Origin of the sequence: Bizionia paragorgiae (assembly GCF_900107625.1) — a bacterium.
GTDB classification, from domain to species: domain Bacteria; phylum Bacteroidota; class Bacteroidia; order Flavobacteriales; family Flavobacteriaceae; genus Bizionia; species Bizionia paragorgiae.
In genome coordinates, this window is sequence record NZ_FNQK01000010.1 from 81,286 (window position 1) to 103,993 (window position 22,708).

23 protein-coding genes are annotated in these 22,708 nt (G+C 34.6%); 16 read left to right on the forward strand and 7 right to left on the reverse strand.

What is annotated here, in order from left to right:
* Positions 1-9: 9 nt before the first annotated feature.
* Genes hisB through hisIE form a run of 5 tightly spaced genes read left to right on the forward strand, consistent with a single transcriptional unit; the run spans position 10 to position 3,954 of the window.
* The gene (gene hisB, locus BLV64_RS08925) at positions 10-1,143 is read left to right on the forward strand and encodes a bifunctional histidinol-phosphatase/imidazoleglycerol-phosphate dehydratase HisB (protein WP_177165312.1); all 1,134 of its coding nucleotides are present in this window, start codon (positions 10-12) and stop codon (positions 1,141-1,143) included.
* Between the two features lie 28 nt (positions 1,144-1,171).
* Complete coding sequence (gene hisH / locus BLV64_RS08930; RefSeq protein ID WP_092134204.1) at positions 1,172-1,756, forward strand: imidazole glycerol phosphate synthase subunit HisH; 585 nt, start codon at positions 1,172-1,174, stop codon at positions 1,754-1,756.
* A gap of 51 nt (positions 1,757-1,807) precedes the next feature.
* Positions 1,808-2,545, forward strand: a complete 738-nt coding sequence (gene hisA / locus BLV64_RS08935) for a 1-(5-phosphoribosyl)-5-[(5-phosphoribosylamino)methylideneamino]imidazole-4-carboxamide isomerase (protein WP_092134207.1) — start codon at positions 1,808-1,810, stop codon at positions 2,543-2,545.
* Positions 2,546-2,564: 19 nt separating this feature from the next.
* Positions 2,565-3,320, forward strand: a complete 756-nt coding sequence (gene hisF / locus BLV64_RS08940) for an imidazole glycerol phosphate synthase subunit HisF (protein ID WP_092134210.1) — start codon at positions 2,565-2,567, stop codon at positions 3,318-3,320.
* A 34-nt stretch (positions 3,321-3,354) separates the two neighbouring features.
* Positions 3,355-3,954 (forward strand): bifunctional phosphoribosyl-AMP cyclohydrolase/phosphoribosyl-ATP diphosphatase HisIE, encoded by a 600-nt coding sequence (gene hisIE, locus BLV64_RS08945; RefSeq protein ID WP_092134213.1) that lies wholly within the window; start codon positions 3,355-3,357, stop codon positions 3,952-3,954.
* Between the two features lie 69 nt (positions 3,955-4,023).
* Here the strand turns inward: hisIE and BLV64_RS08950 are convergent, their stop codons facing one another.
* Positions 4,024-4,464: a hypothetical protein gene (locus tag BLV64_RS08950; protein WP_092134215.1), complete on the reverse strand. Its 441-nt coding sequence runs from the start codon at positions 4,462-4,464 to the stop codon at positions 4,024-4,026.
* 95 nt (positions 4,465-4,559) lie between these two features.
* Here BLV64_RS08950 and BLV64_RS08955 point away from each other — a divergent pair, with 95 nt between their 5' ends.
* From BLV64_RS08955 to BLV64_RS08970, 5 genes are all read left to right on the forward strand, one after another.
* Positions 4,560-5,336, forward strand: coding sequence for a tRNA pseudouridine synthase A (locus tag BLV64_RS08955; RefSeq protein ID WP_092134219.1), 777 nt, complete (start codon positions 4,560-4,562; stop codon positions 5,334-5,336).
* A gap of 148 nt (positions 5,337-5,484) precedes the next feature.
* Positions 5,485-5,997, forward strand: coding sequence for a Dps family protein (locus tag BLV64_RS08960; protein WP_092134222.1), 513 nt, complete (start codon positions 5,485-5,487; stop codon positions 5,995-5,997).
* 72 nt (positions 5,998-6,069) lie between these two features.
* Positions 6,070-6,960, forward strand: coding sequence for a mechanosensitive ion channel family protein (locus BLV64_RS08965; RefSeq protein ID WP_092134224.1), 891 nt, complete (start codon positions 6,070-6,072; stop codon positions 6,958-6,960).
* Between the two features lie 142 nt (positions 6,961-7,102).
* The gene (locus BLV64_RS14795; RefSeq protein ID WP_262484282.1) at positions 7,103-7,234 is read left to right on the forward strand and encodes a hypothetical protein; all 132 of its coding nucleotides are present in this window, start codon (positions 7,103-7,105) and stop codon (positions 7,232-7,234) included.
* 91 nt (positions 7,235-7,325) lie between these two features.
* The gene (locus tag BLV64_RS08970) at positions 7,326-7,997 is read left to right on the forward strand and encodes a DUF2461 domain-containing protein (protein WP_092134227.1); all 672 of its coding nucleotides are present in this window, start codon (positions 7,326-7,328) and stop codon (positions 7,995-7,997) included.
* 31 nt (positions 7,998-8,028) lie between these two features.
* On the opposite strand, the gene BLV64_RS08975 is transcribed toward BLV64_RS08970, so the two are convergent.
* A complete protein-coding gene (locus BLV64_RS08975; protein ID WP_092134230.1) occupies positions 8,029-8,472 on the reverse strand; it encodes a GreA/GreB family elongation factor in 444 nt (147 codons plus the stop codon).
* A 6-nt stretch (positions 8,473-8,478) separates the two neighbouring features.
* The gene (locus BLV64_RS08980; RefSeq protein ID WP_092134233.1) at positions 8,479-8,895 is read right to left on the reverse strand and encodes a glyoxalase; all 417 of its coding nucleotides are present in this window, start codon (positions 8,893-8,895) and stop codon (positions 8,479-8,481) included.
* Between the two features lie 509 nt (positions 8,896-9,404).
* Between BLV64_RS08980 and BLV64_RS08985 the strand changes: the two genes are divergently transcribed.
* Positions 9,405-10,313: a serine hydrolase gene (locus BLV64_RS08985; RefSeq protein WP_092134235.1), complete on the forward strand. Its 909-nt coding sequence runs from the start codon at positions 9,405-9,407 to the stop codon at positions 10,311-10,313.
* A 27-nt stretch (positions 10,314-10,340) separates the two neighbouring features.
* Positions 10,341-13,175, forward strand: a complete 2,835-nt coding sequence (locus BLV64_RS08990; protein ID WP_092134238.1) for an Npt1/Npt2 family nucleotide transporter — start codon at positions 10,341-10,343, stop codon at positions 13,173-13,175.
* Here BLV64_RS08990 and BLV64_RS08995 read toward each other — a convergent pair.
* The 3 genes from BLV64_RS08995 to BLV64_RS09005 all read right to left on the reverse strand — a co-directional run bounded on the left by BLV64_RS08995 (position 13,172) and on the right by BLV64_RS09005 (position 17,870).
* A complete protein-coding gene (locus BLV64_RS08995; protein WP_092134240.1) occupies positions 13,172-14,488 on the reverse strand; it encodes a serine hydrolase in 1,317 nt (438 codons plus the stop codon). The two genes, BLV64_RS08990 and BLV64_RS08995, sit on opposite strands and share 4 nt — an antisense overlap.
* Complete coding sequence (locus tag BLV64_RS09000; protein ID WP_092134243.1) at positions 14,488-17,400, reverse strand: PEP/pyruvate-binding domain-containing protein; 2,913 nt, start codon at positions 17,398-17,400, stop codon at positions 14,488-14,490. The genes BLV64_RS08995 and BLV64_RS09000 overlap by 1 nt, the downstream gene beginning before the upstream one ends.
* A gap of 185 nt (positions 17,401-17,585) precedes the next feature.
* Entirely contained in the window at positions 17,586-17,870 is a 285-nt protein-coding gene (locus tag BLV64_RS09005; RefSeq protein ID WP_092134246.1) for a DUF3817 domain-containing protein, read from the reverse strand.
* Between the two features lie 137 nt (positions 17,871-18,007).
* Here BLV64_RS09005 and BLV64_RS09010 point away from each other — a divergent pair, with 137 nt between their 5' ends.
* On the forward strand, positions 18,008-19,306 hold the full coding sequence (locus BLV64_RS09010) for a DEAD/DEAH box helicase (RefSeq protein ID WP_092134249.1): 1,299 nt from the start codon (positions 18,008-18,010) through the stop codon (positions 19,304-19,306).
* Positions 19,307-19,415: 109 nt separating this feature from the next.
* On the opposite strand, the gene BLV64_RS09015 is transcribed toward BLV64_RS09010, so the two are convergent.
* Positions 19,416-19,571: a YqaE/Pmp3 family membrane protein gene (locus BLV64_RS09015; RefSeq protein ID WP_092134252.1), complete on the reverse strand. Its 156-nt coding sequence runs from the start codon at positions 19,569-19,571 to the stop codon at positions 19,416-19,418.
* 186 nt (positions 19,572-19,757) lie between these two features.
* Here BLV64_RS09015 and BLV64_RS09020 point away from each other — a divergent pair, with 186 nt between their 5' ends.
* The 3 genes from BLV64_RS09020 to BLV64_RS09030 all read left to right on the forward strand — a co-directional run bounded on the left by BLV64_RS09020 (position 19,758) and on the right by BLV64_RS09030 (position 22,688).
* Positions 19,758-20,624 carry a YihY/virulence factor BrkB family protein gene (locus tag BLV64_RS09020; protein ID WP_092134341.1) on the forward strand — a complete coding sequence of 289 codons (867 nt, stop codon included), beginning with the start codon at positions 19,758-19,760 and terminating at the stop codon, positions 20,622-20,624.
* Complete coding sequence (locus BLV64_RS09025) at positions 20,621-21,556, forward strand: pyridoxal-phosphate dependent enzyme (protein WP_092134255.1); 936 nt, start codon at positions 20,621-20,623, stop codon at positions 21,554-21,556. Before BLV64_RS09020 ends, BLV64_RS09025 begins: the two co-directional genes overlap by 4 nt.
* Positions 21,557-21,641: 85 nt before the next feature.
* A complete protein-coding gene (locus tag BLV64_RS09030) occupies positions 21,642-22,688 on the forward strand; it encodes an NAD(P)-dependent alcohol dehydrogenase (protein WP_092134258.1) in 1,047 nt (348 codons plus the stop codon).
* Positions 22,689-22,708: the final 20 nt, after the last annotated feature.

A 22,708-nucleotide genomic window follows, 5' to 3' on the forward strand; every position in this document is an offset into this window, starting at 1 on the left:
ATGAAAAACATGAGAAAAGTATTATTTATAGACCGCGATGGCACTCTAATTAAAGAAGTTGCAGACGAACAAATTGATGACTTTAACAAGCTAGAGTTTTATCCTAAAGTCATTCAGTATTTAAGCAAGATAGCTACAGAATTGGATTTTGAAATTGTAATGATTACTAATCAAGATGGATTAGGAACTCTAGAGTTTCCTGAAGACACCTTTTGGCCGGTTCACCAATTTATTATCAATACGTTTGAATCTGAAGGAGTGATTTTTAAGCAACAGTTTATAGATAAAACATTTGCTAAAGATAACGCCGCAACACGCAAGCCCAATACCGGGTTATTAAACCAGTATTTTTCTGCAGAATATGATTTAGAAAATTCATTTGTGATTGGAGATCGCTTAACAGATGTTGAATTGGCTAAAAACTTAGGAGCCAAAGGAATTTATATTAACGATAATACCCATTTAGGAACCAACGAAATTACTGTTAAAACAGCGGAGTTAAAAGCTGTTATAGCACTAGAAACCAACGATTGGCAAGTCATTTATGAGTATTTAAAATTAAAATCCCGTTCGGCGACTATCCGCCGACAAACTAATGAAACGCAAATAGCCATAGATTTAAACTTAGATGGTACAGGGTTGAGTGACATTGACACAGGGATTGCTTTTTTCGATCACATGTTAGATCAAATTGCACGCCATGGCAATCTGGATTTAGTCGTTAAGGTTAATGGCGATTTGGAGGTCGATGAGCACCACACTATTGAAGATACCGCGATTGCTTTAGGAACCGCTTTTAATCAAGCTCTAGGAAGCAAATTAGGCCTCGAACGCTATGGTTTTTGTTTACCAATGGACGATTGTCTAGCGCAAGTAGCTATTGACTTTGGCGGGCGGAATTGGCTCGTTTGGGAAGCCGATTTTAAACGTGAAATGATAGGGAAAATGCCTACAGAAATGTTTATGCATTTTTTTAAATCGTTTACCGATGGTGCGCAATGTAATTTAAATATAAAAGCAGAAGGCATTAACGAACACCATAAAATTGAATCCATTTTTAAAGCCTTTGCAAAAGCTATTAAAATGGCTATTAAACGCGATGTTAACGCTATGGTTTTACCAAGTACTAAAGGCGTATTATAAAAAACGTAAAACACTTTAAATTAAAACTATGAATGTTGTTATTATTGATTACGGAGCAGGAAATATTAAAAGTCTGCAATACGCTTTTAACCGATTAGGCAGTAGTGCTATACTTACAAATTCTCCTGAGAAAATTAAAGCCGCCGATCGGGTAATTTTTCCTGGGGTAGGTCAGGCGAGTAGCGCTATGAAAATGCTTCAAAAGAATAAACTTGACCATCTTATTCCCACCTTAACACAACCGGTTTTGGGTATTTGCCTTGGGATGCAATTGCTTTGTAATACCTCCGAGGAAGGCAATACTAAAGGACTTGGCATTTTTGACACACAGGTCAAGCAATTTTCAAAAAACGTAAAAGTGCCACAAGTAGGATGGAATACTATTGAGAATTTGAAATCCGATCTCTTTAAATCTATTAATGACAAGGCTTATATGTATTTGGTGCATAGTTATTATGCTGCTATAAATTATCAAACCATTGCACATACCAGCTACGATACAATCTATGCTTCGGCCTTACAGCACAATAATTTTTACGGGGTTCAATTTCATCCCGAAAAAAGCGGTGATGTAGGCGCCCAATTATTAAAGAATTTTTTAGAACTAGACTAAGCAATTGGATAAGACTAAAGAAAAGGATAACAGACAATAAAAAAGTTAATTATGAGAATAATACCCGCAATAGACATAATAGATGGTAAATGTGTTCGCTTATCAAAAGGCGATTACAATACAAAAAAGATATATAACGAAAATCCTTTGGAGGTCGCCAAACAGTTTGAGGATTCTGGTATTCAATATTTACATTTAGTGGATTTAGATGGTGCCAAGGCAAAGCATATAGTAAATTATAAAGTACTCGAGGCTATCGCGACGAAAACAAATCTAAAAATAGATTTTGGTGGGGGTTTAAAATCAAGTGACGATTTAACCACTGCGTTTAATTCTGGTGCAAAGCAAGTTACTGGAGGAAGTATTGCAGTGCACAATACTGAAATCTTCGAAAATTGGTTATCTACCTACGGTTCACAAAAAATTATTTTAGGAGCCGATTGTAAAAATGAAAATATCGCTATTAGTGGATGGTTAGAAGACAGTACCCTAAAGGTAATCCCGTTTATAAAAGGCTATCAAAAAAAAGGTGTCCAATATGTAATCTGTACCGATATTTTAAAGGATGGCATGCTTGAAGGTCCGTCGTTAGCATTGTATAAAAAGATACTCTCAGAATGTTCAAACAGCAATAGTAAAGATCAGTCTGTAAAACTAATCGCTTCTGGAGGAATTACAAGTATAACGGATTTAGAAACGTTAAAAGACCTAGGCTGCGAAGCGGCTATAATAGGAAAAGCCCTTTACGAAAACCGAATTTCGTTAAAAGATCTAGAGCGTTTTTATTAATCCCAATCAACTAATTATTATGTTAACAAAACGCATTATACCATGTCTCGATATTAAAAATGGGCGTACAGTAAAAGGAGTGAATTTCAAGGGCTTACGAGACGCCGGCGACCCTGTTGAGCTTGCTAAACGCTATGCAAATATGGGGGCCGACGAACTTGTTTTTTTAGATATTTCGGCAACTTTAGAAGAGCGCAACACCACCTTAGATATGGTTTTAAAGGTTGCAGAGCAAATCAACATCCCATTTACCGTTGGCGGCGGTATTTCCTCGGTTGCTGATGTAGATAGACTTTTAAAATCAGGAGCCGATAAGATTTCTATTAATTCATCAGCCATAAAACAGCCTGCTCTAATTAACGAGCTATCCAATACCTTTGGAAACCAGTGCATAACTGTAGCTATTGATGCAAAAGAAATTAATGGCGAGTGGATTGTTCACTTAGCTGGTGGACATATACCCAGCAAATTAAATCTCTTTGAATGGGCAAAAGAAGTAGAACGCAGGGGAGCTGGTGAAATTTTATTTACCTCTATGAACAATGATGGAACTAAATTAGGTTTTGCAAATAAAGCTTTAGGTCAATTATCGTCGACTTTAAATATTCCTATTATTGCTTCTGGTGGCGCAGGAACCATACAGCATTTTATCGACAGCTTTAAAAAAGGAAAAGCCGATGCCGCCTTGGCAGCAAGTGTTTTTCACTTTAATGAAATCACTATACCCGCCTTAAAAAAAGAATTACAAAATAATGGTATTCCTGTGCGGTTATAATTGTAACCCGCATTAAAACACTAAAAAACGAATGATGACTATAGATTTTAATAAAAACAAAGACGGTTTGGTACCCGCTATAATCCAAGATTACAATACTAAAAATGTATTGATGCTAGGCTATATGAATGAAGCGGCTTTTAAAGCTACTAAAGACACTAAAAAAGTAACTTTTTACAGCCGATCTAAGCAACGCTTATGGAGAAAAGGAGAAGAAAGCGGTAACGTATTGCACGTGGTAGATATGCAACTGGATTGCGATAATGACAGTTTACTTATATTTGTTAATCCTGATGGACCCACTTGCCATAAAGGATCTGATACCTGTTGGAATACCAAAAATGAAACGCAGTACGGATTTATCTCTGTATTAGAAAACACGATCACATCACGAATTAGTGGAAACCAAGAAGGATTGTCTTATGTCGCATCCCTTTTTGAAAAAGGCATTAATAAAATAGCACAAAAGGTAGGGGAGGAAGCGGTAGAAGTTATTATAGAAGCTAAAGATAATAACGATACGCTGTTTTTAAATGAAAGTGCAGATTTGCTATTTCACTATTTATTATTACTTCAGGCCAAAGGCTTTAAGCTCAATGATGTCGTTTCCGTTTTACAAGAAAGAAATCATTAAAAAACCTTGATTTATTAGTCATTTTTAGAACAATAAATCAAGGTTTATCGGTTATTTAGTCATTGATTTTTATGAAATCCAACCTTTACTTAATGCTTTTTTAGCTAGATAGTAAATTACAAATCCGAATATTAACACCATAATAGGCATAATAACGGCTCCAGGGCCATATACTTCTAAAGCATTACTGATGAATAAATTATAAATCAGCTGAACGATGATCCCTATCAACGACACCAATAGCAGTACTTTTGCCCAACTTTTTCTCAATAAAAGCGCTAAACTCCCTAGAAATCCAAAAAACACTGCAGTTGCAAATGCGGCCATAACCCATCCGGGAGTATTTATAACCATTTCTAGGATTTCTGGATCCGGATACATGGCTTTAAAGGCTTCGGTTTGGTAAGCTTGTTGTAAATACTGATAGACTCCCATAGCATTCCAGATTAGTGCAAAACCTGCTATAATCCAATACCAAATGGGCGGTTTTTGTGTCGTTTTTTCAGTCATATATTTGATAGTTTTAGTTAGTTAATAGAATACAAGGTATTAAAATTTTGCGAAATGTGATTATATAAGCTACTTTCGGCCAAAAATAAATTATTTTGAAAAAGTTTTTCTACGTTATAACATTACAATATTTAGGATACCGTTTTCACGGATGGCAAAAACAGCCTAATGTTAAAACGGTACATTTAATGGTAGATAGGACCTTAAATTATATTTTAGAAGGCAAACGCTTTAAGAGTTTGGTGTCAGGGAGAACCGATGCCATGGTTTCTGCCGAAAACGCAGCTTTCGAATTGTTTTTGTATGAACCAATTGAGGATTTACAGGCATTTTTAGATTTGTTTAATTATAATTTACCTCAAGATATTCGCGCTACAGGTATTCGGGAAGTGGATGCCAAGTTTAATATTATTCAACATTCAAAACTTAAAGAATACAATTATATTTTTGCGTTTGGAGATAAATTCCATCCCTTTTGTGCGCCTATAATCACCACCATATTAGACGATTTGGATATTGATATTATGATGGAAGGCGCTAAACTGTTCGAAGGCGAACATTATTTTAAGAGTTATTGCTTCCGACCAACAGATCACGGTATTTATACGCGGACAATAGAACTTTGCGAACTGGTTGAAAACACAAAATATACAGCAAATTTTTTCCCTGAAAAAACCTATATGTTACGAGTTAAAGGAAAAGGTTTTATGAGAAACCAAATCCGATTAATGATGGGGACTTTAATCGATTTAGGAAAAGGAAAATTAAGCCTACAAGACATTAAAGACTCCTTAAAGCCTGAAAACACAAACAGAATGGAATATATCGCTCCTGCATCAGGGTTAATATTAAGCAAAATAGATTTTGAGTAATAACAAGGTGTTAAAATTATTAGCAGTATTTAAGCGGGTTTAACTTAAATTATGTTAATTAAATCCTAAGCAGGTTAAAGGTTGTTAAAGCCTTGTCTTCACTGTAATATGTCTCTATATTGAATGGAAACCAAAAATCTATTCAATTATGAGTTATTTAAATATACAAGACGAAAAATTATTACCTGTAGTTATGGAGCTAAACACGTTATTAGCAGATTACCATATCTATTACCAAAAACTGAGAACGTTTCACTGGAACGTTTTAGGAAAAAATTTTTTCGATTTACATGTTAAGTTTGAAGAAATGTACAACGATTCAAAAGTAAAAATTGACGAAGTAGCGGAACGTATTTTAACATTACGTCATCATCCTGTTAGTAAGTTTAGTGACTATCTAAAAATGTCTTCTATTAGAGAAGGTAACACTTTAGAAACAGACGAGGATATGGTTAAAGAACTTTTATCTGATCACAAAATCATTTTAGCACAAATGTCTAGTGTCCTCGATAAGGCGGATAAAGCTGGGGATGAGGGAACAATTGACTTAATAGGAGCGTATATTCGTGAATTAGAAAAAACAAGTTGGATGTTGAACGCATGGTCTAAAAGTTCTAAAGAACAACTTAAAGTGAGTGGGTTAGAAGCTGCAACTCATTAATTATTTGTATATTAATACAATTAAATAACCCAATTATATCTTTAACCTTAAAACAACTAGCCAATACCGCGTATGGAAGACCAAATTAAAAACTCTTTTAATTTACTGTCAGAAAAATTGTTAGGGTGGTTTAATGCTTTTGTAAACAACCTCCCAAATTTATTTATTGCAATTATAGTTTTAGTCATTTTTTACTACCTCTCTAATTATGCAGCAAAACTGGTCAAGCGATTAATTTCTAAGCGTATACACCAAGATTCTTTAGTAAATATAATCTCTAAGATCACGACAATTTTAGTATTGGCAGCGGGTTTATTTCTTGCTTTAGGCGTTCTTAATTTAAGTCGGACATTAGAAACACTTATTGGGGCTGCAGGAGTATCAGGATTAGTTATTGGTTTGGCATTACAAGGCACTCTTAGTAATACTTTTGCCGGAATCGTGCTCAGTTTCAGAAAATCGATTGAATTAGGACATTGGGTTGAAACCAATGGGTTTTCTGGCGAAGTTATAGAAATTAGTCTCAAAAATTTTGTTGTGAAAGAAGCCGATAATAATATGGTGATGATTCCCAATAAAAGCATTTTAGAAAACCCGGTTAAGAATTATTCGCTGACATCGAAAATGAGGGTCTCATTTAATTGTGGTGTAGGGTATGAGTCGGATCTAGAGTTTGTCGAAAAACTAACAAAAGAAACTATCGCTAAAGCATTTCCGAATATAGAGAATACAGAGCAAGTCGAGTTTTATTATCAAGAGTTTGGATCAAGCTCTATCGATTTTTTATGCCGATTTTGGATTGAAGGCGATAAAGCAATTTATAAATTAAGAGCTATTAATACAGCTATAATTGAAATAAAGAAAGCGTTCGACAAAAACGCTATAAATATCCCGTTTCCTATACGAACGTTACAATTTGATAATGATTTATCGCTAAATAATGATGTGAAGCCTTCTGAATAATATGTAGTGGTATAGCCGATTGACAAGCTTAAAAAGTAATGTGATCAATGATAAAATAATTATATGAAGCAAAAATTAATTAAAAATTGATTACATTTAAAACAACCAAAAACCTATTATTAATTTTTAAAAACCAATTAACATGAAAAAATTAGCATACACTTTTATTGTATTGTTTACAATGGCGACTGTCTTTACAGGCTGTCGTGAAGAGAAATCGGCAGGAGATGCCATTGAAGATGTAGCAGATGATATCGAAGATGCAGTAGATTAATGTACTGCGTTAATAATTCATTATAATATAAAGTCCCGAAAATCTCGGGGCTTTTTTCTATGCCCTAAAACCTAAAAACAGACTTACACTTATGAATGCTGAAGCTATATTTAAATTTCTTACTCAATTAGAACTCAATAATAACAGAGAGTGGTTTTCTGACAATAAACAAGAGTTTAGAGCTGTAGAAACAGAAATTAAAATAGTTTACAATACTATTTTAGAAGCTTTAAATACGCATGATAATGTAGATAAAGTAAAGATTTTTAGAATTTACCGCGATGTTCGTTTCTCTAAAAACAAACTTCCTTATAAAACTCATTTTGGAGGCTCTTTTCACCGCGTAAAACCAGAATTAAGAGGTGGCTACTATTTACAAATACAACCCGGTAATAAAAGTTTTATGGCCGCTGGATTTTGGAATCCTGAGCCTGCCGACTTATTAAGAATTCGTAAAGAATTCGAAACAGACGCTAGTGAAATTAGAGCGATAATAGAAAACCCTAATTTAAAAAATACCTGGGGAGAACTTACCGGAGACGAAGTGAAAACCGCTCCAAAAGGCTTTAATCGCAATGATGAAAATATTGACCTTATAAGAAAAAAGCAATTTATATTTACTAAAAACTTTACTGACAAAGACGTTCTAGATCCTGAATTTACGACTCGAGTAAATGCTGCTTTTAAAACTATTCGTCCGTACTTTGACTATATGAGTTCTGTATTAACTACCGACTTAAATGGTGTTTCTACAATCTCATAAAAACGTAGTAAAAAGTAAAAAAGCATCCTTTTTATAGGATGCTTATAATAGTATAATTCTTGTCATTAAACGTAAAGCGATCGCCTTTAGTTTTTCCTCTTAACAGTTGTCCAATAGGAGATTGCAAAGAGATGGCATAATAGGTTTTATTTTCAATTTCTATTTGCCCTACACTAGTTGAAATATAAAATGTAACACTTTCAGTTTCAACGACACTTCCTAAAACTGCAGTATTGCAGACGTTATTCGCGTTTATTTGCAATAAAAAGTCACGTATTCTTATGGCTTCATTTAAATACCCCGCGTTCTTTTCGAGATCGTTTAATAATTTTCCATTTCCAGAGTCTTCATCTTCCGACTCTTTATCATTGGTTTCTATAGCTTCATTAATTAAAGCCATTTCATTTTTGTAATCGGTAATGCGTTTTTCGACATTATCCTTACACGCTTGCAAAAGGAGTTTTTTTGTGGTCATTGTTTATCAAACAGCAGATAGGGTTTTGGGTTTATCTAATAATTGTATATTGCTTTGTAAACGCTCTCTTATTATATTTATTAATCGTTTATTTAAAGCGGAAGAATTTTTAATATAACGTGAATATTCTTCAACCGTAAATTGACCGATAACCATGCCCTTTAACGCATTGCGTAATTTAATGTCTTTTTGAAGCGCATTTTCAATATAATCTAAGCGTTTTTCTAAAGGTAATTGGTAAAATACATTTTTGTGTTTATCAATGTAGTTTCTAAAGACCTCTGTAAACAAGTTGCTTTGTAATTTTATAACAGGTCGTAAGGTTTCGTTTTGAAACCGCTCACCACTACTCATACCGTCGGTGATCCTAATAGTTGATATCACTGGTCTAATCGCTAATAATTGCTCTTTACGTGTATTCATAATTTATAAGCCTTTGTTATAAAAGTACAGACAAAGATATCGCATAACACGATATGAAAATTATTTTGTTCACTAGGTTATGAACAATTACACCTGCCATGTTATGGCTTTTCATGACGATATTATCCGTCTGTAAAGCTCTAGAAATCACTATGAGATACCACTAGTTTTGTAATAATTAATCAGATCATTTAGCTAACGCTGAAGAGATAAAACAACTGCAAACATTATAGCGCCTAAAATTGCAATTAGAGGGTCAGTATATTGTTGAAAAAACCTTTGTAAAATAAATTAATAAAAAGTTTATTGTGCATACAATTTAATCAGTCTCAAGCCGTTACAAGAGACGTAACATGAAAGGTTGAAAACAATTTATAATACAATTTTAACAAACTGATTTATAGCAGATTAAGAAATTATTGTATATTCGCTTCGTTTTTAACCCCAACTTGAATTTCCCTTTAGCAAGTGATAGGTTAATTTTTAATTAAATAATAGATTAATAGTATATGAATAAACACATTAAACGCAGTTGTTTTTTACTGCTTCTTTCCTTAAGCTTTTTAGCTAATGCACAACAGCAATTACCAATAGATTGTACAAGTGACATTGAGCACATTGCTCAATTACAAGATAGCTCACTTCAAGACATATTAAACACCGAAATAAATTCTAATGCGCAATGGAGGCGCTTAGTAGACTCTAAAAAGATGTCTATTGGAATTGTTGACCTTAGCGATGCATCGAATATAAGATATGCTGGGATTAATGATGAAAATATGATGTATGCGGCTAGTTTGCCTAAAATAGCTATTCTTTTGGCTGCCATGGATGCTATAGACAAAGGCGAGCTAAAAGATACTAAGGAAGTTAGAGATGATTTACGCTTAATGATAAGTAAATCTAACAATCAAGCTTCGACGCGTATGATTGACCGCTTGGGTTATGAAAAAATAGAAGCCGTTTTACGAGCTCCAGAGACCAAGTTATACGACGAAAATGTAGGAGGAGGTTTATGGGTAGGTAAGCGCTATGCTGCTTCCGGTAAGCGTCACCCAGAGCCTTTAAAAGGATTAAGTCACGCAGCGACTACAAAGCAAGTGTGTAGTTTTTACTACCAATTAGCCATGGGGAACCTAGTGAATACAAAACGCTCGAAAGAAATGTTAGAAATCATGAAAGACCCTGCCTTACACCATAAATTTGTAAATACATTAGATCGCATTGCTCCAACGGCAAAGGTCTATAGAAAATCAGGTTCATGGAAAAACTTTCATTCAGATTCTGCATTAGTATGGGGACCAAATAGAAAATATATTATCGTTGCTTTAATTGATGACAGTTATGGTGAACAAATTATGAGAAATTTGGTGGAACCATTAGATAAAGTCTTAAAAAAATCACGTTATTTACTGTAGAAACAACCAACAGTAATTAAAGACGACGTGTTAAAACAAGTATTACACAAAACATTTGGATTAAGAGATGGTGAAATACACATCTCTTTTTTAATGCAATTGTATGTGTTTTTAATTATTACGGTTTTACTCATTGTAAAGCCAACCGTCAACGCACTTTTCTTATCGCGTCTAGGTGCAGAGCATCTTCCGTATGGTTATATCTTAGTTGCAGGTATAGCTGTAATTACTTCTTATTTTTACAATAAGGCACTGCGAAAGTTTTCAATTCTTAATGTCACCATTATTTCATTGATCAGCTTTAGTCTTAGCTTTATTTTACTGAGTGTTTTTATTCAATTCGCGCTTTTAAATGATGTATTACTCTACATTTATTATTTAGGGGTTTCACTTTTCGCAGTAATTGCCACCTCACAATTTTGGATTTTAGCTAATATGGTTTATAATTCAAGAGAAGCCAAGCGCATCTTTGGTTTTATTGGTGCCGGAGCAATTGCGGGAGGTATATTTGGAGGCTATCTTACCAGTATTATTGCCTCTAATTTCGGAAACAAGACTGTCGTACTCTTAGCAGGACTATTAATTTTATTGTGCATTCCTATTTTAAAGAAAATCTGGAAACTGCGCATTCGTAAAATGAACATCTATGTCCGTAAACAACGTAAAGCAAATAAAACAGATGTCGAGGATTCTTCGATTATCTTAATTTCTAAATCAAAACACTTAACCTATCTTGCCTTTATTACAGGAATAGGAGTAGTGGTTGCTAAATTAGTCGACTTTCAGTTTAGTGATTTTGCGTATAAAGCCATTAGTGATCCTGATGAGCTTGCAACCTTTTTCGGATTCTGGTTTTCTACATTTAATGTTATTGCTCTAGTGCTTCAGCTGTTTTTAACTAACCGTATACTGAGTAAGTTAGGCGTGTCATCGACACTACTTATTTTACCTTTAGGTATAGCTTTAGGCTGCTTATTGTTTTTAACCTTTCCAGAATTATGGGTGCTTGTAATTATTAAGGGGATAGATGGGAGTTTTAAACAATCCCTCAACAAAGCAGCAGTTGAATTGTCTATTTTACCCATTCCATTACTTATAAAAAACCAAGCTAAATCGTTTATAGATGTCGTTGTAGATAGTATTGCCACAGGAATCTCTGGCTTCATGTTACTTTTCTTAATTCGACGTTTAGAGCTCAGTAGTTCCTACATCACCGTTATTGTATTACTCTTTGTATTTGTTTGGATTATATTAATTTATAGACTTCGAGAGGCCTATTACGAATCATTTCGTGAAAATATTCAAAGAAATATTTCTGTAGACTCTAAAAGTAAGAAGAAGCAGAAAAACGACACTACAATTAGTGTGGCTCTAGATATTTTAAATAATGGTAATGAAGAAGATATTATTGCTTTACTAAAACATATTAGTAGCTACAAATTAAGAAATTTAAAACCTAATGTCATTCATTTATTAGATCATGACTCTCATGATGTTAAAAATGAAGCTATTAAACATTTATATGACTACGATAAGGGTACAGCGATAGAGAAAGTACAGCAATTAGTATATATTAAAAATGATGCTCTTGTATTAACAGCCTTAGAGTATATTTTAAACCACTCGTCATTATCAGAAGAACATTTTTTCAATAAATATTTAGACAATCAAAGTGATTACATTGCTAATGCAGCTTTACTATGCTTAGCTAAAGAAGCATCAAACAACCAACATATAGCAAATCGCTTTCAGTTGGAAACTCGTATTCAGAATAGAGTACGGTATTTAAATTCCCCAGAAGGCTTTAGCAGAAAAGAGGCTGTAGGAGAGCTATTAATTACCATTGCTTATTCCGGAATAGAAAAGTATTACCCTTTTATTTCCGTCCATTTAAATAATAGAAACCCCTTTATAGTGGCCAAAGCGATTAAAGCCGCAGGGCTAACCAGCCATCAAAAATATATACTCCCCTTGTTAGAGTACATTGATGATGCGGAGCAGCGCAAAAATGCTATTAAGGCTTTAAAAGAATTTGGACCGCAAATTATAGACACTATTTTAGAATTAGAAAAAAATGAAACCCTTAAGGATAATATTAAACAACATTTACCACGTGTAATCGAAGCGTTTAAAACCCAGGACGCGGTAAAAGTATTGTTTAGACTCATGCGAAGTCGTGATATTATTATCCGTTTAGAAGCCGTAAAATCGCTAATTAAACTAAAGAATAATAACAGTGCCTTAGATTTTAATAAACGCCTTCTTAAAAGTTTAATCTTTAAAGAAAGTAAATATTATAAAACGACAGTGAATGCTATGCTGTCAGTGCGTTATAACATTGAACAGTATAAAGATAACGACGCGTTAACGGATAAAGACACCGAAATTTTACTTGCACGACAAAGTATTGAAGAGCTTTTAAAGCAACAACAACATCAAAGTTTAAAATGCATTTTTAAGCTGTTAAGTCTGCTGTATTATGAAGATGACATTGAAGTAACCTATGCCGGAGTCATTAGCGACGTTAAAGAAGCCCGTGTTAACGCCTTAGAGTTTTTAGATAATCTGATTCAAAACGATTTAAAACGGCGTTTATTTCCTTTAATAGAACACTTTGTAATAGATGAAGATGCTTATGACACCTCTGTTTTAAAGTTAAAACGACTACCAGAAAAAGCCTATATCAATATCTTATTAAAGAGTAGAGGTAAGAAGATAAAACTTGAGGTTTTAAATCTTATAAAACAGCTAGAAGATGTGAGCTATCTTCCCATTGTACTACCTTATAAAAAACATAGAAATAAAGAGGTTAAGTTTTTTGCCTACGACACCATAAACAGCTTACAAGAATTGCAAGCTTAATTCCCAGAATCGTCAGCATCATCTTTGTACACTTCTTCTTTTACTTCTGTTTTGTTGTCTTTATTATTTTTATTGATGATATCGTCAATTTTACTAGCTAGATACATATGCGCTCCTGCAGAATTCTTATTCAACACGTTAGACATTAAGCAGACAATATATTTTGTGCCATTAGGATGTTCTACGATGATAACCGAATTCATATAATTAAATACATTACCCGCATAGTCACTACAGTTTGGATTTTTGGTACGGTCACATTTATAATAACTTCCCGATTTAAAATAAACGGCTGCGCTATCCAAACGCGGTGATCTCGCATAGCGAATACGTCTATCGGTACTATAAAGCAAGCGTTTCATTTCTAAGCTTGTTTCGTGATCGACTATAGCGCCTTGTTCTAGCTTTACTAAAAATTGCATTAACCCTTTTGGCGTTCCAATACTACCACCTTTGCGTCCTACATACTTTTCTGGACCACGTGTAAACAGTCCGCCTAATTTCCAATCATTTTCAGCGATTCCCATATTTAATAAAGGTTCATTAACAACGGCATGCGCCAAGTTAGTTAACGAATCTCTAGAGGTTTCTTTAAAAAATGCATCCGTTTTTTCTTGGTTAAGGAAAAAATACTCCGAACCAAAGGCACGCATTAACATAGCTTCACGATACACCACACTAGCGGCACCATTATTACTTACAGACACCATGTGATCTAACCATTCGTATAGAGAAAACTCATCACTTGCCACCACGCGTCGTTTTGTTAGTTTGTTTTTCTCAATATCGTAAACAGGAATGGTGTGGTGATCTCCAGTTCCCCAATACCCAGAAGTTACTCGAGTGTTTTTAAGGTAAAAAGCACGATCTTCCCAAGAATCAGGACACAATTCGCTAAGCTCCGTCATTAAAGCGACTAAAACCGCTAATTTCCCTACACTTCCAGGTTGATACCCTACATGCTCGCGATAAGCCGCATACTTTAAATCTTCAGGATTACTCATATCTAAAATTGCTGCCGAATAACCACTACCAGGAAACAATGCACGAACCTCTTTTGTAAACGCGTCATCTTCCTTTAATAGCACATCCATACTATCTTTAGATCGCGATTTTAAATTGAGTTTAATGTCTGCCAAGTTTAAATAAGCTCCAGCTGGAATTCTGTTGTACGGAATACTGTCGACTTGAATTTTTCTTAAATGGTAGAGTCTTGAAATACCGGTAGACTCATAACCATCAATAGGGTAGGAGATAAAACCGAAGGACAAGATTATACAAAAACTTATGGTAAAATAGAATAGTTTTTTCATTAGTATAGCGCCGTGGATAAAGCCACGTGTTTATTTAAATTAATATTAGGCGAAATAGATATCAAATATTCTGAACTTTTAGCTTGCTTGTTTTCTACAAAAGGGCGGATTTGAAACAGCCACAGTTTATCGTCTTTAAAACCAAATTCTACATCATAGGCTTGATCTGCATCAGATGTGTTTCCTACTGTTTCCCTGATTGTTTTTGCTAATACTCGAATATCCTCTATATTTTTTTCATTTAATATAGGAGCGTTGTACGACGTGTAATAGGTTTTTGTCCCACCAACACTTGGTAATCGAATGTAATTAGGTTGTCTTGCAGGCGCCAATAATTCAGAGCTGTTTTTAGTAATTAATCGCGTTTCTGCCGATTGTCCGTCGACAGCACCACCAGCGCCACGGCTGAAAGCAACTGTTAAGTCGTTAGCATTACCTGTATTAATTCCTTTAGTAATCATAACTCCAGAATAATCTACATCGACACTTGGAATGATTAAAATAGAAGGGAAAACGTTCTCCGGATTCGATAAATACTTTTGCCTCCATTTAAAACTACGTTCGGTATAGGCAGAAGCCCAAACCTGCTTGATTCCTTTTAAAATAGCTTCCTCCGAAACGATATTAAATAAGGTCAAGTTTAAACCAGCGCCGGTAAACTCTTTAAGGTCCTCCATATTAGTATCACTTCTTAAAAACACGGGCACTGTCCCTAACGCACCATTAAAAGCGTCTTTAAAACTAGCTTTTATATCCTTTTCAAAAGCGCTACTTAAAGGCATCGCTATAATAGCTTTATGTAATTTGGTTAAGTTTTCTAATTGAAAAGCTTCTATACTTGCTTCATCTGTATTCTCTACACGCATAGCTTCCGCTTTTAAAAACGTATCGGTTAAATAGGTCCAATAGCTTTTTCCTTCGCCAGGCATTTGTTGATCCATATGCGATCTAAACACACCAAAGGGAATCACCAAACCTTCTACTACTTGTTCCGGAAATAAGTGTTTAAGCTCTCCCAAGTTTGCAGCTTTAGGACCGCATAGTTTTCCCGAGTTAACGGCACGTACATCACGCATATTTAAAACTTCATTGGTATCCAATTTAATATCTTCAACAGGGACTGCTATTCTATTTTTAGTTTTTTCGGTTTTAGAAAACAAGTCTTTTTCCTCTTCAGTCATATCGCCTTCCACTTTTAAAATAACATGGCCTTGGTTAGACACTGCGTAGAACACATTTTTACCGTCGTAAGCTTTTAAATCCTTTAGATTCTCGTAGGATAAGGCTGCGTTTGGAATACCTAAATTCCGTGCTAACAGTTGCACATGGGATACTAAATTCCCTTCTGAAACGGTCATAATACCTGCTACAGGCTTTAAATCGGAAGGCGGTTTTTCAAAAATATAAATGTTATTAGAGTTTACGTTAACTTCTTCGGGGTTTCCGTCTACAACCATGAGTTTCCCAAAGGCGTACCCCGGATTTAACCCGCGAATTGCTGTTTGATTTTTAAGGTCTACAACGGCATTATTAATGTTTGAAAGCTTCGCGATTAACGCTCCTAATTCACTCACTTCTTCACCAAGGTTTAACGAGATACTACTACGTACTTTGTCGTCTATAAAACCATAGGCAAGTGGTTCGAATTTAGTATAGGTATTTACTTCCTCTTGATAATTTGCTTTAACCATTGTCGTTGTCCATTCTACAATACTACGACTCACATTAAGCACAGCGTGCAGTGTTTTTAATGTTGTTTTTTCTCCAGAAATCTGTGGTAATAATTGCGATTCGATGGCATCATACTCCCAAGATTCAATTAAACCAGTTCCTAAAGTAGCGCAAGCTAAAGTGTTTATTTTATATAAGTTATCGATTATATTTTCTGACTCCCATTCTTGTGATTCTTTTAATAAAGTATTTTCTAATTGTATAGATAAGTCTAAAATTGCTAGTCGGTTTTTACTGTATTTAAAATCGGTAATATGCGTTCTTATTGTATATAAAACGTTGGCTATTGCCGAAGATATTTGTTCTGGAGTAGAAGCTTGGGTATAGTCTTTTAGAAAGTTTGAAACACTAAGTGTCGCTTCATTTTTTTCGGTAATTTTTGATAAATCATCTTGTAAAACCTTAAAATCGATAGGAGCATAAAAGGCTTGCATCGTTTTTACTAATGCTTCAAACGCAGTTAATTCCTCTGCTTTCAATACAGATGCCTTGGTTTTAAGATAGTTGTTTACAAGTTTTATATCCGAGACTTCTGGCTGGCCATGAATTTTAATTCTGATATCCATAAACGACGGATGGTCTTCAGATAATAGTTTAGACTGACTACGCATGAGTTGCGCTATATTATCATCTCCGCTATGGGGAATATCTTTTAAACTTTGGCGTATTAAATAGTAATTTTGAATAATGAAGTCATCATCCTTTAAGATTTGAATAAAAAAGTCTTTACCCCATGTTTCTTCATCTTCCGATTGGATAGCACCACGGTAAAATTGTGCTTTTCTAAGTACCCATCCATTATCAACACTACTTAAGTATTTTCCTATTTGATATTGCTTTAAACGACTAAAATTAGCATTGCGATCTAAAAACTCTTTTGGGGATAAGCCTGCTAAAATTTCACCAAAAAATAAGTGATTACTACGTCTTAACTGTAGTGCTGACGCCTTAAAACTTGCGTGTTGTATTCCGCCTCCAATAGCGTCTGGACAAGGATCTTTAGGCTCTCTTTCTGTGCCGTCTTCACAAAACCATTTAATACGATGGTAGGGGCCACGTGGATCATCCTTATAAGTTGAAATCAACTGTGATATCTCCTGAGGCGTTCGTTCTTGTGAATAGGTCTTTAGCGTAAAACAATTGGCAATAAGAAATAGAGCTACAAATTTAAGTGTATTCATAAAGTGCATTATAGCGGTTAGTTAGTGTATGTATTTAAAAATACAATAATAAACCATAAAATAACGCTGAAATACTCCAAAAGCATTAAATATTAGCTCTTTTCATAAAAATTAAAGCACATTGTATCTTACCGTTATAAATAACACGTCCTTTAAACTAGTTGTTTTTTTATGATTACGACTACTTACTGCGCTAACGGCTTAAAGTATTTATGGTCTGCATAAAAGGTTCCGAAAGGTAATAAGGAACATAATATGATGATAAAAAATGCTTTATTATCCCATTTGTAAGTAGCCCTTAAAAAGATAGCAAAAGCGACATAGGCTACAAATAGTAAACCATGCGGCATGCCTAGCATTTTTACGTATTGCGGATCGTTAGCAAGGTATTTTAATGGGGTTGCAATAAATAAAAGTAGGATGTATGATAACCCCTCTAAAAACGCAATTATTCTAAACGTACTAAGCATGAAAATTTTTTTTTTCAAAGCTAAGAATAAGCCGGCATTGGTACAAGTATTATTGGTCGTTTTTGTATCTATTAAAATTTAATAATAAAAGGAATTTTCTATTATTGAAACTGTATTTTTGCAGTTCAAATAAAATTATGAAACTACAAGATCGCATACTCAATAAATTAGGGATTAAAGCATTAAATGCTATGCAGGAAGAAGCTAATTTAGGTATCATGGCGGCGGATAATGTTATTCTATTGTCACCCACGGGAACAGGTAAGACCTTAGCTTTTTTATTGCCAATTATTAATAGCCTTCAAAATGATATTGAAGGTATTCAAGTGCTTATTTTAGTGCCGTCTCGCGAACTAGCAATTCAAATTGAACAGGTGGTTCGAGAAATGGGAACAGGATTTAAAGTTAATGCCGTGTATGGCGGGCGTCCGTTTTCGAAGGATAAAATTGAATTAAGTCATGCTCCAAGTATTTTGGTGGGAACACCGGGTCGTGTGGCCGATCATTTACGTCGAGAAACCATTAGTGTAAACCAAATTAAAACTTTGGTTTTAGATGAATTTGACAAGTCTTTAGAAGCTGGTTTTGAAGGCGAAATGAGTGAAATTATTTTCGCCTTATCACATATTGAAAAACGTATTCTAACCTCAGCTACACAAAATATAGAAGTGCCTAAGTTTGTAGGTTTAGAAAATGAAGTTGTTATTGATTATTCCGATACGGTAGCTTCTAAATTAGCGGTAAAAGCCGTTTTATCACCCGACAAAAATAAATTACAAACCTTGGTCGACCTGCTATGTCATATCGGTAATAAACCGGGAATCATTTTTTGTAATTTTAAAGATACCATTCAATTTGTTAGTGATTTTTTAACCGACAATAAGATTGCTCACGGCTGTTTTTATGGGGGATTAGAGCAAATAGAGCGAGAGCGCGCTCTTATTAAATTTAGAAATGGTACGCATCAAATAATTATTGCAACAGATTTAGCAGCACGAGGCTTAGATATAAATGAATTGAATTTTATTATTCATTTTCAATTACCATTAAAAGAAGAAGAGTTCACACATAGAAATGGTAGAACAGCTCGTATGAATAGTGAGGGTACGGCTTATGTATTACAGTGGGAAGAAGAGCCTTTACCTGAATTTATAAAAACAGATGGGATAGAACGTTTAGATACCAAAAAAGCACCTAAACCAACAGATTGGTCAACTTTATTCATTTCTGGAGGTCGTAAAGACAAAATCTCTAAAGGTGATATCGCCGGTTTATTGTTTAAACAAGGGGAACTAAATAAGGACGAATTAGGAATTATCGAACTCAAGCAGGACTGCGCTTTTGTGGCTGTACCACGATTTAAAGCAGAAGCGGTTATTGCTAAAACGAATAACACGCGCTTAAAAAAGAAGAAAGTACGAATTACCTTGGTTTAGAGAGTAGGCTTCAAACTGATAAAAGGAAGTATAACTAGTATAAGTAAGACAAAAGACTTCAATACTACAATAAATAAAAAAGCGAGATTAAATATCTCGCTTTTTTATTTTATTCTTGATTAATATAGAAGGCGTGAATGACTCCAGGAAGCCACCCTAATAAGGTTAGGATTAAATTAATTAAGAATTTACCTCCTAGGCCATGTTTTAAAAACACACCTAATGGCGGTAAAAGAATAGTAATTAAAATGTTTAGTACAGACATATATTTTAGTTTTTATAGTTGAATAATTCGTTTGAAAGGTACTTAGCTAAAAAGTTAATAGGTTATTTATGTCATTAAATGTATTAATTTCATTGCAAAACTGCAGATGTTTAACAGATTTTGTTAAATTATCGTTTAGTTTACTTTCAAATCTTAATTTTGTTAGAAACCAAACTTCACCACGCATTGACTATAAAATCATTTAAAATACAAGATTTACCAAAACTGCTCTTAGAAACGGGTAAAGCATGGTATGCCAATGAACCTTTTAAATTGAGTGCTATCGTGGCCTATTATTCTATTCTATCTTTACCTGCCTTATTAATCATAATTTTTAACGTCGTTGGCAACGTGTGGGGTAGAGATATCGTTCAGGGTGAGGTTTTAGATGAGATTTCGCGAGCAATTGGTGTTGAGGCTGCCGAGACCATTCGGGGCATGTTGCTAGATAAAGGGGATAAGCCCACCTCAATATTTGCTACAACTATTGGGTTATTCACTTTATTATATGGAGCTACAGGTGTTTTTTACCAATTAGAAAGTGCATTTGATAGTATTTGGAAAACTGAACCTAGATTTTCTAATGGACTATTAGCAACAATTTTTAGTCGACTTAAAAGTTTTGGTTTTATTTTAATTATCGGTTTTTTACTTTTAGTAAGTTTTGTTATGACCTCACTATTAAGTACTTTTAGTAAACGCATTCAAAACCTATTACCGGATAACTTAATTGATTTTGTATTTGTTATTGATATTGTTATTTCTCTAAGCTTTATTTATGTACTCTTTGCCGCCATGTTTAAAGTTTTACCAAATGCTATTATTCCATGGAAAGCTGTAAAAATAGGGGCTGGTTTAACGGCTTTACTTTTTACCATTGGAAAATACTTATTAGCCATTTATTTTAGTGAACTGGAACCAGGATCTACGTATGGTGCAGCAGGGTCTGTTATATTAATTATGTTATGGGTATCTTACACTAGTTTAATCTTGTTTTTCGGTGCTCATTTTACCAAAATTTATTCCGATCATTACATTACCGGTTCAGTATGAAATCAATAGCTTTAGCATCCATTCACCAGCAATTACAACCTTTTATTCATAACACTCCAATTTTAACATCTACCTTATTAGATCAAAATATTGGAGCTTCACTTTATTTTAAATGTGAGAACTTTCAAAAAACCGGGTCTTTTAAATTCCGCGGTGCTACTTATGCTATACAGCAGTTAAACGAAGAACAAAAGCGCAGAGGAGTAGTCACACATTCTTCAGGCAATTTTGCTCAAGCATTAGCTTTAGCAGCGCAGAGATTGGGGGTTAAAGCTCATATTGTAATGCCAAATAATGCTCCGAAAATTAAAAAACAAGCCGTTTTAGAGTATCACGGTCATATTACTGAGTGCCTTCCGACAAATAGCGCAAGGGAAGCAGCGGCAGAACATATAGAAAAAACATCAGGTGCCACATTTATTCACCCCTCAAATAATAAAAATGTTATTCTAGGTCATAGTACATCTGCCTTAGAATTACTTTCGGAAAAGCCCGATTTAAACGTGGTCATAGCACCTGTTGGGGGAGGTGGCTTATTAGCAGGAACGGCACTCGCAGGAGAGCAATATACGGACACTAAAATTATCGGAGCTGAACCCACACAAGTAGACGATGCTTATCGGTCGTTAATAAGCGGAACTATTGAAAAAAACACGCATACTAACACCATTGCCGATGGCTTACGTACACATTTGGGGTCTATTAACTTTCCTATTATTCAAAAGCATGTACAGCGTATCATATGTGTTGAGGAAGACGAGATTTTAAATGCTATGATCCTAGTGTTTCAGTACTTAAAAATTGTTATAGAACCTTCTAGTGCTGTGGCATTAGCAGCTGTTATAAAAGAAAAAGAACGGTTTAAAAACCAATCCGTAGATATTATTATATCCGGTGGAAATGTTGATTTAGAGCAGTTTTCTTTTAGCTAATTATACGATAGCGTCAAAACTATTTCTATATGCATTAACCTATTTGAAAGCGTATCTATACCTTAGGTAAATAAAAATAGATACAATGAAGCACGTTAAAGCATACGGAACAGAAAACCCAAACGCCCAATTACAACCCTTAACTATTGAACGCCGAGAGGTTCTAGACGATGATGTCGATATAGATATTTTATATTGTGGCGTCTGTCACAGTGATATTCACTCTGCACATAATGATTGGGGAGGGTCAAAATATCCATTAGTTCCAGGTCATGAAATTATTGGTAGTGTTACTCAAGTGGGTACTGCGGTAAAGTCATTTAAAATAGGTGATTTAGTAGGTGTGGGTTGCATGGTCGACTCGTGCCAAGACTGCAGCTCATGCGCAGAAGATTTGGAGCAATATTGCGAAAACGGCATGGTTGGCACCTATAACGGCAAAGACAAACATACCGGAAAACAAACCTTTGGCGGATATTCTACAAACATAGTGGTGCGCGAAAAATTTGTTTTACGCATTCCCGAAAACCTCGATACCAAAGCTGTTGCTCCCTTATTATGTGCTGGAATCACAACATTTTCTCCATTAAATCATTGGAAAATTAAAAAAGGAGATAAAGTAGGTGTAATTGGACTTGGTGGTTTAGGTCATATGGGAATTAAATTCGCTCATGCAATGGGTGCTGAAACTATTATGATTACCACATCTCCAAATAAAGCTGAAAGCGCTAAAGATTTAGGGGCCGACGATGTGCTGATTTCTAATGATAATGAGGCTATGAAAAAACATCGCGGAACTTTCGATTTTCTATTAAATACGGTCCCCGTAAAGCATGATTTAAACCCTTATATCTCCTTACTAAAAAGAGATGCTACAATGGTACTTGTAGGTGCCATCGAGCCTTTAGAGCCAATGAATGGCGGACAAATTATATTGGGTAGGAAGCGCATTGCAGGATCGTTAATTGGTGGTATCAAAGAAACACAAGAGATGTTAGATTTCTGCGGCAAACACAACATTGTAAGTGACATTGAAATGATCACTATGCAAGAGATTAATACCGCTTTTAAAAGGGTTACGAGTAACGATGTAAAATACCGATTTGTAATTGATATGAAGAGCTTGAAATAAAATACCACTGAAGCTGACAG

What these genes read in the sequence shown, in the direction of transcription:
- hisB (WP_177165312.1), top strand. Translation starts at nt 10, where the DNA reads ATGAGAAAAGTATTATTTATAGACCGCGATGGCACTCTAATTAAAGAA.
- hisH (WP_092134204.1), top strand. Translation starts at nt 1,172, where the DNA reads ATGAATGTTGTTATTATTGATTACGGAGCAGGAAATATTAAAAGTCTG.
- hisA (WP_092134207.1), top strand. Translation starts at nt 1,808, where the DNA reads ATGAGAATAATACCCGCAATAGACATAATAGATGGTAAATGTGTTCGC.
- hisF (WP_092134210.1), top strand. Translation starts at nt 2,565, where the DNA reads ATGTTAACAAAACGCATTATACCATGTCTCGATATTAAAAATGGGCGT.
- hisIE (WP_092134213.1), top strand. Translation starts at nt 3,355, where the DNA reads ATGACTATAGATTTTAATAAAAACAAAGACGGTTTGGTACCCGCTATA.
- BLV64_RS08950 (WP_092134215.1), bottom strand. Translation starts at nt 4,464, where the DNA reads ATGACTGAAAAAACGACACAAAAACCGCCCATTTGGTATTGGATTATA.
- BLV64_RS08960 (WP_092134222.1), top strand. Translation starts at nt 5,485, where the DNA reads ATGAGTTATTTAAATATACAAGACGAAAAATTATTACCTGTAGTTATG.
- BLV64_RS08965 (WP_092134224.1), top strand. Translation starts at nt 6,070, where the DNA reads ATGGAAGACCAAATTAAAAACTCTTTTAATTTACTGTCAGAAAAATTG.
- BLV64_RS14795 (WP_262484282.1), top strand. Translation starts at nt 7,103, where the DNA reads ATGAAAAAATTAGCATACACTTTTATTGTATTGTTTACAATGGCGACT.
- BLV64_RS08970 (WP_092134227.1), top strand. Translation starts at nt 7,326, where the DNA reads ATGAATGCTGAAGCTATATTTAAATTTCTTACTCAATTAGAACTCAAT.
- BLV64_RS08975 (WP_092134230.1), bottom strand. Translation starts at nt 8,472, where the DNA reads ATGACCACAAAAAAACTCCTTTTGCAAGCGTGTAAGGATAATGTCGAA.
- BLV64_RS08980 (WP_092134233.1), bottom strand. Translation starts at nt 8,895, where the DNA reads ATGAATACACGTAAAGAGCAATTATTAGCGATTAGACCAGTGATATCA.
- BLV64_RS08985 (WP_092134235.1), top strand. Translation starts at nt 9,405, where the DNA reads ATGAATAAACACATTAAACGCAGTTGTTTTTTACTGCTTCTTTCCTTA.
- BLV64_RS08995 (WP_092134240.1), bottom strand. Translation starts at nt 14,488, where the DNA reads ATGAAAAAACTATTCTATTTTACCATAAGTTTTTGTATAATCTTGTCC.
- BLV64_RS09000 (WP_092134243.1), bottom strand. Translation starts at nt 17,400, where the DNA reads ATGAATACACTTAAATTTGTAGCTCTATTTCTTATTGCCAATTGTTTT.
- BLV64_RS09005 (WP_092134246.1), bottom strand. Translation starts at nt 17,870, where the DNA reads ATGCTTAGTACGTTTAGAATAATTGCGTTTTTAGAGGGGTTATCATAC.
- BLV64_RS09010 (WP_092134249.1), top strand. Translation starts at nt 18,008, where the DNA reads ATGAAACTACAAGATCGCATACTCAATAAATTAGGGATTAAAGCATTA.
- BLV64_RS09015 (WP_092134252.1), bottom strand. Translation starts at nt 19,571, where the DNA reads ATGTCTGTACTAAACATTTTAATTACTATTCTTTTACCGCCATTAGGT.
- BLV64_RS09025 (WP_092134255.1), top strand. Translation starts at nt 20,621, where the DNA reads ATGAAATCAATAGCTTTAGCATCCATTCACCAGCAATTACAACCTTTT.
- BLV64_RS09030 (WP_092134258.1), top strand. Translation starts at nt 21,642, where the DNA reads ATGAAGCACGTTAAAGCATACGGAACAGAAAACCCAAACGCCCAATTA.